Raw genomic sequence first — 8478 nt, forward strand, 5'->3', positions numbered from 1 at the left:
AGGAGATGTATGTTGTAAATGACCAGCTAGATGGGTCAATTACAATATACCAGGTACATATGGAAAAATTAACAATGCTTGATTATGTGAAAGAAACACCGGGCGTATTAAGAACAAATATTGAACAATACACTGCATTGGTTGAACCATTGATGGAGGAAGTGCAACAAAAAGAAATCAAACGTATTTTACTTGTGGCTTCTGGATCAAGTCATAATGCATGTTATTGTGCTCGAAGTTTTGTGGAAAAAGTGAGTGGTTTAGAAGTTAGAATCATTACTCCATATACATTTACGTATTATGAAAATGATATTAAAGAAAACGACTTAGTCTTAGTGGTTACACAGAGTGGTTTAAGTACAAATGCAATTGAAGCATTAAAAATTATTAAGAAAAAACAATGTAGAGCGATTTGTTTAACAGGAAATAAAAATAGTGATGTAAAAGATGTTGCGGATGTTGTGATTGAATATGGTGTTGGCGAAGAATTAGTTGGCTATGTCACAAAGGGTGTTTCCTCACTTGCGCTATTCTTAGATTTATTCGCAATTGCGTATTCTGGTAAGAGTGAATATTTAGAAGAGTTAAAAAAAGCTGTCCATTTAAATGAAGAAATGATTGGTAAGGCTACAAGCTTTATTCAGTTACACTATAAAGAATTTTCATCTATGTCTTGGGTTTACAGTTGTGGAGCGGGAGCCAATTATGGAACAGCACTTGAAAGTGCATTAAAAATGGGGGAAACCATTCACATTCCAAGTTGCTGCTACGAAATTGAAGAATATATTCATGGTCCGAATTTACAATTAACGCCACAATACAATGTGATTTTCTTTGATGGAAACGATGTGGCAAGTCATCGTGTAGAACAAGTATATAAGGCTACGCGTAAAGTCAGCAATCGAGCATATTTAATTTCAAACAATCCACAATTAGTAATGGATGATCATGTTTTGAGTTTGAGTGATACTGTATCCAGTGAATTATGCCCACTTGTATATCTACCATTTGTACAACTATTAAGCTTTATTATTTCAAACGACTTACATTCTATTTATCAACATCCTTTATTAAAGGAATTTAAGGCTATTGCGGCTGCAAAAACGGAGAATTTTGTAAATTATGACGGCGATGATTAATACAGTAATTTTTGATATGGACGGATTAATGTTTGATACAGAAACACTTTATATTGATGTATTTGAAGATATTTGTAAAAAACACGATCATTACTTTCCAAGAGAATATTTTTTAGGGATGTTAGGCACAAGTCATTTTGATTGTTCGATCTACCATAAGGACTATCCATGGTTAGAGGATATGTTGGAAATTGCCGATGATGAATTTGTTTCTTATTACGAGAAACGTTTTGCGATTCCAGGCTCTGCCAATAAATATGGCTTGAAAGAATTGCATGATTATTTAAAATCGAATAATTATAATATTTGCATTGCGTCAAGCTCAAGTGTTCCGCACATTAAACGTTTAGTGAAAAATTGCGGGTTTGATTTTAAGGCAGATTTGATGCTTTCATCAAAAGATGCATATGCTTCAAAGCCAGCTCCCGATTTATTTTTGGCGTGTGCGAAAAAGATGGGAGTAAAGCCTGAGAATTGTTTAGTGCTGGAAGATAGTAAAAATGGAATTCGTGCGGCGTATAATGCAAATATGCGAAGAGTTTGGATTCCAGATCAAGTCCCATTTAATAAAGAAGACATGAAATATGTTGATCTTCAGTGTGAGAATTTAAAAGAAGTAATCGATATATTAGAAGCAATGTAACTTTGCTTCTTTTTTTCATGTTATAATACCTTCATGTTTTATGGGAGGATGCACATGTTAGAATTAGTTATTTTTGATGTTGATGGGTTGATGTTAGATACTGAAAGTGTATGGAAAGAAGCTTTTGATCAGGCGGGTAATAAGTATGGTATTCAAAATATGGGTTCTACTTTATTTCCAAAATTGATTGGGAAAAGTGGTAGAGATGAAAAAGAAGTGTTAGATCGATATTTATCTCAAGACATTCAAGAATTGGTAATTAAAGAATGGGAACGCATTGGATATGGTATGTTGGAAAAGGAAGTGCCAGTTAAACCAGGCTTAAATGAAATACTAGATTTTTTGGATGCATATCATATTAAAAAGGCGGTTGCCACAACGACAAGAAGAGAGCTTACAGAAGAAAGATTAAAACGAGTTGGCGTATATGATCGTTTTGATTATGTATTATGTGGGGATGAAGTCAAAAATCGTAAGCCGGATCCAGAAATTTATTTGAGTGTCTTACATAAAATGAACACAAAAGCAGAAAATGCGATTGTATTAGAAGATTCGAGTGTGGGGGTTGAAGCAGCTTATAGGGCTAGTATTGACTGTATTCAAGTGCCTGATCTGATTGCTCCAACAGAAGTACAAAAGGAGCAGACAATTTGTATTGTCAAAGATTTAATGGAAGCTAGAGATTATATTAAAGAGAATAGAATATAAAATGCGACAAAATGATTTTGAAAATACACCCATGTTAAAGCTTGTTATGGGGTTGGCTATACCGAGTATGATTGCTCAACTTGTGAATATTTTATATTCCATTGTCGATCGTATGTTTGTAGGACAAATTGAAGAAGTGGGAAATGTATGTTTGGCAGCCGTTGGAATATGCGGGCCAATCGTTACCTTATTATCGAGTTTTGGAACACTTGTAGGTATTGGTGGTTCGATTTGGCTATCGATGTGTTTGGGTCAAAAGAATGAGAAAAGGGCCAGTCAAATTTTATATAATAGCTTTGTGATGTTGGTTGTTCTTTCCATTTGTTTAACACTTGGATTCATTCTTTTAAAACATAATTTGATCTATTGGTTTGGAGGCAGTGATGCCCTTTATCCTTATGCCAATACCTATTTAACAATTTATACATTAGGAACTTTCTTTGCCCTAATGTCGATTGGATTGAATTATTTTATTACAGGACAGGGTTATGCCACGATTGCGATGTTAAGTGTATGTATTGGGGCCATCACAAATATTATGTTTGACTTTATTTTGATTCGTACACTTAAAATTGGTGTGGCTGGAGCAGCCATTGGTACAGTTGTAGCACAATTTATATCGTGTATGTTTGTGCTTTGTTTTTTAAGATTCAAATCGAAAATCAAACTTCATAAAGAAGAATTATCTATAGAGAAAATGAAGCATATTGTAAAACTTGGATTCTCTCCATTTCTGATTATCGCATCCGATTCAATTATTTTAATAGTGATGAATATGATGCTTCAAAAGTATGGTGGAGATATGGGGGATATTTATATATCGGCTATTACTGTAGCTCAAAGCTATTTCTTATTGATTACAGGACCATTACTTGGTATTAGTTCGGGTACACAACCGATATTTGCGTATCATTTTGGTTCGCAAAATTTAAAGAAGATCAAAGAAGCATTTAAAATTGTGATTTCATTTGCGTTTTTATTCTGTCTTGTTATGTTTATTATTTCAATGTGCTACTCCAATGTATTTGTGGCTATGTTTACTAATGATGCCATGACCATGCCAATCGCAGATAGGGCTATTAAAAACTTTTGTTTAGGTATTTTGATGATGTCCATTCAATATGTTTTAGTGGATGGAATTACAGGATTATCTAATGTAAAATTATCATTATTTTTATCATTAAATCGTAAGCTGATGTATTTGGGGTGTACATGTTTATTGCCTGCTTTTTTAGGGGTTTCAAATATTTTCTATGCACAACCTGCAGCGGATATTTATGCAAGTATTGTGACAATCATTTGTTTTATAAAAATCATACCTTCTTATTTAAAAAGTCATGGAGTGAAGTAAGGCGAGATGAACTAACATCTCGTTTTTTTAATTCTACAGTCTTTTTCTGATATAATAGTGGTGTAGGAGGAATCTGTATGGCTATATTTCTAAATCCTGATAATGCGAATTTTAATGAAGCGGTTCATTCAAAAATATATGTGGATAAAACGGGTTTAATTGAATATACAAATAGTGTGCTTTCAACCACAGCTAAATTTATTTGTAACTCAAGACCTAGACGTTTTGGAAAATCCATGACTGCTGATATGCTTTGTGCTTATTATTCAAAGGGATGTGAATCTAGAGAATTATTTCATCCATATACGATTTCTTCATGTTCTACATTTGAAAAGTATCTTAATCAATATGATGTCATTCATATTGATGTACAATGGTGTAAAGATCAAGTTGAAAATATAAATGATATTGTAAATTATATCAAAGAGAGTTGTATGCATGAATTACAGAATGAATATTCCAATATTGACTATAATGGAATTATTTCTTTGTCTGGTACACTTTCTAAAATCAATGATGAAACAGGCCATCGCTTTGTGGTAATCATTGATGAGTGGGATGTATTGATTCGTGATAATGCGAATAATAAAAAATTACTAGAAGAATATATCGATTTCTTAAAAGGATTATTTAAAGGATCACAACCTTCTCGTTATATCGCATTAGCGTATTTAACAGGTATTTTACCAATCAAAAGAACGATGACACAGTCCGCATTGAATAATTTTGATGAATATACAATGTTGAATCCAGGACCATTGGCTTCTTTTATTGGATTTACAGAGGGGGAAGTAAAAGGATTAAGTAATAAATACAATATAGATTTTGATAGAATCAAGAAATGGTATGATGGATATTACTTAAATCATCAGCATGTATATAATCCGAAAGCCGTTGTGAGTTTATTTACTTTAGGTGTGTTTCAAAGTTATTGGGCACAGACAAGTAGCTATGAATCAATTCATAGTTTGATTCAAATGAATTTTGATGGCTTAAAAGAAGCTGTTTTAGAAATGTTAAGTGGTAATGAAGTGAAGATGCAGACAACGTCTTTTCAAAATGATATGGTTTCATTTAAAAATATGGATGATGTCTTAACGGCATTGGTTCATTTAGGATATTTGGGATACAATCAAACATATAAGACGGTATTTATTCCAAATGAAGAAATCCGACAAGAATTTGTGAATTCTGTTTCAGAAGATAAATGGAATGATTTAATTCAATTTGAAAGGGAATCGGATACAATTTTAGAAGCAACTTGTCAAATGGAGACAGAAGTTGTAGCTCAACAAATGGAAAAGATTCATAATACGTATGCTTCTAATATTGCATATCATAATGAAAATAGTTTGAGTAGTGTTTTAACGATTGCGTATTTATCAACTTTGAAGTATTATTTTAAACCAATACGAGAATTGCCAACAGGAAGAGGATTTGCGGATTTTGTTTATATCCCTAAACCTGAATATAAAGATTATTATCCAGCCTTATTGGTGGAGCTAAAATGGAATCGTAATGTTCAAAGTGCATTAGATCAAATCAAGAAAAAAGTATATCCTCAATCGATTCAAGAATATACGAACAACTTATTGTTAGTGGGGATTACTTATGATTCTAAGACAAAAGAACATCGCTGTAAAATAGAGAAGTTTTAATGTATTAAAAATAGGTGATAATTATGTTTTTTAAGAAAGAGAAAGAGAAAAAGATGAATGTTCCAGATTTATGGAATTTTATGACATCCTTAAATAAAAAGGATAAGGCTTTGTTTGAAGAACTATTAGATAATGATAATGAACCTTTGGAATATAAGGGAGATGTCAAACAGGGCGGATTATTAAAGAATAAAAAAATGATTGAGAGAAGGGTCATTGAAAAAGAAGAGGATGGAAGATTGCGTGATTATACGCAATATCGTATTCAGCCAGATGTATATGAAGTATTAAAACCTTCTTATGATCAGTTTTATTCAATTATTGGTGACTAAGCTTGTAGAAATACAGGCTTTTTTTTCTTTGTAGGTGCAAATCATAAGACAAAAAAAGCCCTTAAAGGTGCAAATGAAAATATGCTAGAATATCTTTAGATAAAGCATATTTTATAGTTGGCAATAAATGAAAAAGCTGTCTTATTCGACAGCTTTTTAGAATATTTTATTTTCAAGCATTTGTTCGATGATTGTAAACACAGTCTGTTCCATTCTTCCATCATACAACATTCTGTGCTTGGCACCTTCAATATATATTAATCGTTTCTTTTGGACCGGAATTTTTTTATAGGCATGAGTAGAACTTGATGGAGCGATCACTTCATCACTTGTTCCATGCAACATAAGGATTGGACATTCAATTTGTGAAATAGATTCTTTATATTGAGAAACAATTTTTGTGAAGGCTTGGTATTGCTTTGAACTTGGACCTTTCTTTTCTTTATCCGATTTTTTAAATAAGCCTGTTACTTTTTTGATGTCAAGATATTCAAAGGCCGGTGCACAAAGGATTAAGGATTGCACTTTATAAATGCTAGCCAAATAACTGGCGATTACACCTCCCATGGAGAATCCAATTAGAATGACATTGGGATTTTCTTTAATGGCAAGACTTAATTTGGCTTCACATCTTTGCACCCAATCTTTGTAGTTGGCATCATTTGGATTGTTTAAATCATACATATCAAATTGAATCACTTCATATTTTTTAGCCTTTAAATAGCTCGCTAATGGATCGAATTCATGACTTAGATTTCTTCCAAATCCATGGATTGTTACTATTATAGGTTTCTTTCTTCGATTAAATAAAGACATTCGCATCACCTCGTTGTATAATTATTATAGCATCTATTGAAAGGAAGGTCACATGTATCATGAAGGCAACTTTACTGATTAAAAATATTGAAAATTTATATACATGTGATAAGAATTTTACAATCTTACATCGTGCCTTTATTGCATGTCACCATGATAAGATTATTGAAATCAATACGGGTTCTTATAAAGAATGGCTAGATCCTGCAACACGAGTGATTGATGCGCAAGGTGAATGTGTTGTACCAGCTTTTATTGATTGTCAATTTAAAAGTTTTACACACGTACGTTTGGGTGATCAACTAAGACAAGATATCAATGCGTTATATGCGATGCGTCAAAATGGAATCTTAACTTTGATTTGTGACAATCCGAATTCGCAAAGAATGAAGTTGGAACAGGATGTTTTTTATAAAAAGAATCAGCCTAAGCTTCCGGTTTTACATCGTTTAAATGAATTAAATGATAAAATTCCAGAAACTTTTTTAATGAGTTGTGGATTTGGACTTCCAAACTCCTATGTATATAGTATGGCACCTATGAGTTATGTATTGTTTCAAACACATCGAGTGTGTTCTAGAAAACTACTCGAAAGTATGACGTCTTTACCAGCTAAAGAATTTAATTTATCAGATCGTGGTTCGATTGAAATTGGTAAGACAGCAGATTTTTTGGTTTTACAAGTCACTACGATTGAACATTATTTCCAAACTTTAGGAAGACCTTTGATTCATCGTATGATCAAAAATGGGATTCAATTCTATCCCGAGTGGATGGTTTGTTAGGGAGAGTTTTCTTCCTTTTTTCTTTTTCTAAACAAAAAAAGATGGACTAGTCATTTGTCCATCTTCCAAAGATTCCGCATGGTAATACACTATCATTTGTCGTTACAGGAAGTAGGTTTTCACCACATTCAATGTGTCCGCCTTTTTCTTTCTGAATGGATCTTGATAAAGCTTCATTGAGTGTTGAACAACTAAATCCAGTTGTATAACAGTTCACAATAAAGAATAGGGCATCATCACTTAAAATTTTCATACATTCTTGAATCAATGGGAATAATTCTTCTTCCAATTTCCAAAGTTCACCATTAGGACCTCTACCATAACTAGGTGGATCCATGACGATACCATCATATTTTCTTCCTCTTCTTTGTTCTCTTTTTACAAATTTAATACAATCATCCACAATAAAGCGAATTGTATGATCTTGTAAATTCGAAAGTTGCATGTTTTCTTTTGCCCATTGAATCATACCTTTTGAAGCATCAACATGCACAACTTCTTTCGCTCCAGCTTTTGAACAGGCCATGGTAGCCCCGCCTGTATAGGCAAATAGGTTTAAGATTCTTAAATCATCGCGTTTTGATTCTTTAATCTTATTGGCCATAAAATCCCAGTTGCTAGCTTGTTCTGGGAATAGTCCCGTGTGTTTAAATCCGGTTGGACTGATTTTAAAGCGTAAACCTTTATATCCAATAGTCCAGAATTCTTTAACGGGCTTTTTCATTTCCCAATGACCACCACCCGATTTAGAACGGTGATATATAGCATCGGCTTTATTCCATGCACGCTCATCTTCAATTGGCCAGATTGCCACAGGATCTGGTCTTCTAAGAATCGTTTGATTCCATCTTTCTAATTTTTCTTTATTTCCAGTATCAATAACTTCATAGTCTTGCCATTCTTTAGCAATTTGATTCATACTTAGTTCTCCTTTAACTTCTTGATTATACCATACATTTGTCAACTATGATATAATAGAGTGTGACTCTAGAAGACAAACTATTAAATGTCAATAAGTAATGTAAAATTTGTTGAAATTGTAGTTT

At 32.8% G+C, this 8478-nt stretch carries 9 protein-coding genes; 7 read left to right on the plus strand and 2 right to left on the minus strand.

What is annotated here, in order from left to right; translation table 11 throughout:
- From LJE08_RS11885 to LJE08_RS11910, 6 genes are all read left to right on the plus strand, one after another.
- Positions 1–1139 (plus strand): SIS domain-containing protein (locus LJE08_RS11885; RefSeq protein ID WP_227403334.1); only part of this gene is annotated, 1139 nt, incomplete at its 5' end.
- The gene (locus LJE08_RS11890) at positions 1123–1782 is read left to right on the plus strand and encodes an HAD family phosphatase (protein WP_227403335.1); all 660 of its coding nucleotides are present in this window, start codon (positions 1123–1125) and stop codon (positions 1780–1782) included. The genes LJE08_RS11885 and LJE08_RS11890, both read left to right, overlap by 17 nt.
- 54 nt (positions 1783–1836) lie before the next feature.
- Complete coding sequence (locus LJE08_RS11895; protein WP_217256182.1) at positions 1837–2490, plus strand: HAD family phosphatase; 654 nt, start codon at positions 1837–1839, stop codon at positions 2488–2490.
- A 31-nt stretch (positions 2491–2521) separates the two neighbouring features.
- Positions 2522–3841, plus strand: coding sequence for an MATE family efflux transporter (locus LJE08_RS11900; protein WP_227403336.1), 1320 nt, complete (start codon positions 2522–2524; stop codon positions 3839–3841).
- Between the two features lie 77 nt (positions 3842–3918).
- Positions 3919–5499 carry an AAA family ATPase gene (locus LJE08_RS11905; protein WP_227403337.1) on the plus strand — a complete coding sequence of 527 codons (1581 nt, stop codon included), beginning with the start codon at positions 3919–3921 and terminating at the stop codon, positions 5497–5499.
- Positions 5500–5522: 23 nt separating this feature from the next.
- Positions 5523–5831 (plus strand): hypothetical protein, encoded by a 309-nt coding sequence (locus LJE08_RS11910; protein ID WP_186999507.1) that lies wholly within the window; start codon positions 5523–5525, stop codon positions 5829–5831.
- A gap of 156 nt (positions 5832–5987) precedes the next feature.
- Here the strand turns inward: LJE08_RS11910 and LJE08_RS11915 are convergent, their stop codons facing one another.
- Positions 5988–6647 carry a carboxylesterase gene (locus tag LJE08_RS11915; protein ID WP_217256185.1) on the minus strand — a complete coding sequence of 220 codons (660 nt, stop codon included), beginning with the start codon at positions 6645–6647 and terminating at the stop codon, positions 5988–5990.
- Between the two features lie 59 nt (positions 6648–6706).
- On the opposite strand from LJE08_RS11915, the gene LJE08_RS11920 reads away from it, so the two are divergent.
- The gene (locus LJE08_RS11920) at positions 6707–7432 is read left to right on the plus strand and encodes a hypothetical protein (RefSeq protein WP_117923691.1); all 726 of its coding nucleotides are present in this window, start codon (positions 6707–6709) and stop codon (positions 7430–7432) included.
- Between the two features lie 46 nt (positions 7433–7478).
- Here LJE08_RS11920 and LJE08_RS11925 read toward each other — a convergent pair whose 3' ends face one another.
- On the minus strand, positions 7479–8351 hold the full coding sequence (locus LJE08_RS11925) for a class I SAM-dependent methyltransferase (protein ID WP_186999493.1): 873 nt from the start codon (positions 8349–8351) through the stop codon (positions 7479–7481).
- Between the last annotated feature and the right edge of the window lie 127 nt (positions 8352–8478).

It is taken from the genome of Holdemanella sp. DFI.5.55 (assembly GCF_020593575.1).
GTDB classification, from domain to species: domain Bacteria; phylum Bacillota_I; class Bacilli_A; order Erysipelotrichales; family Erysipelotrichaceae; genus Holdemanella; species Holdemanella hominis.

What these genes read in the sequence shown, in the direction of transcription:
- LJE08_RS11890 (WP_227403335.1), top strand. Translation starts at nt 1,123, where the DNA reads ATGACGGCGATGATTAATACAGTAATTTTTGATATGGACGGATTAATG.
- LJE08_RS11895 (WP_217256182.1), top strand. Translation starts at nt 1,837, where the DNA reads ATGTTAGAATTAGTTATTTTTGATGTTGATGGGTTGATGTTAGATACT.
- LJE08_RS11900 (WP_227403336.1), top strand. Translation starts at nt 2,522, where the DNA reads ATGTTAAAGCTTGTTATGGGGTTGGCTATACCGAGTATGATTGCTCAA.
- LJE08_RS11905 (WP_227403337.1), top strand. Translation starts at nt 3,919, where the DNA reads ATGGCTATATTTCTAAATCCTGATAATGCGAATTTTAATGAAGCGGTT.
- LJE08_RS11910 (WP_186999507.1), top strand. Translation starts at nt 5,523, where the DNA reads ATGTTTTTTAAGAAAGAGAAAGAGAAAAAGATGAATGTTCCAGATTTA.
- LJE08_RS11915 (WP_217256185.1), bottom strand. Translation starts at nt 6,647, where the DNA reads ATGTCTTTATTTAATCGAAGAAAGAAACCTATAATAGTAACAATCCAT.
- LJE08_RS11920 (WP_117923691.1), top strand. Translation starts at nt 6,707, where the DNA reads ATGAAGGCAACTTTACTGATTAAAAATATTGAAAATTTATATACATGT.
- LJE08_RS11925 (WP_186999493.1), bottom strand. Translation starts at nt 8,351, where the DNA reads ATGAATCAAATTGCTAAAGAATGGCAAGACTATGAAGTTATTGATACT.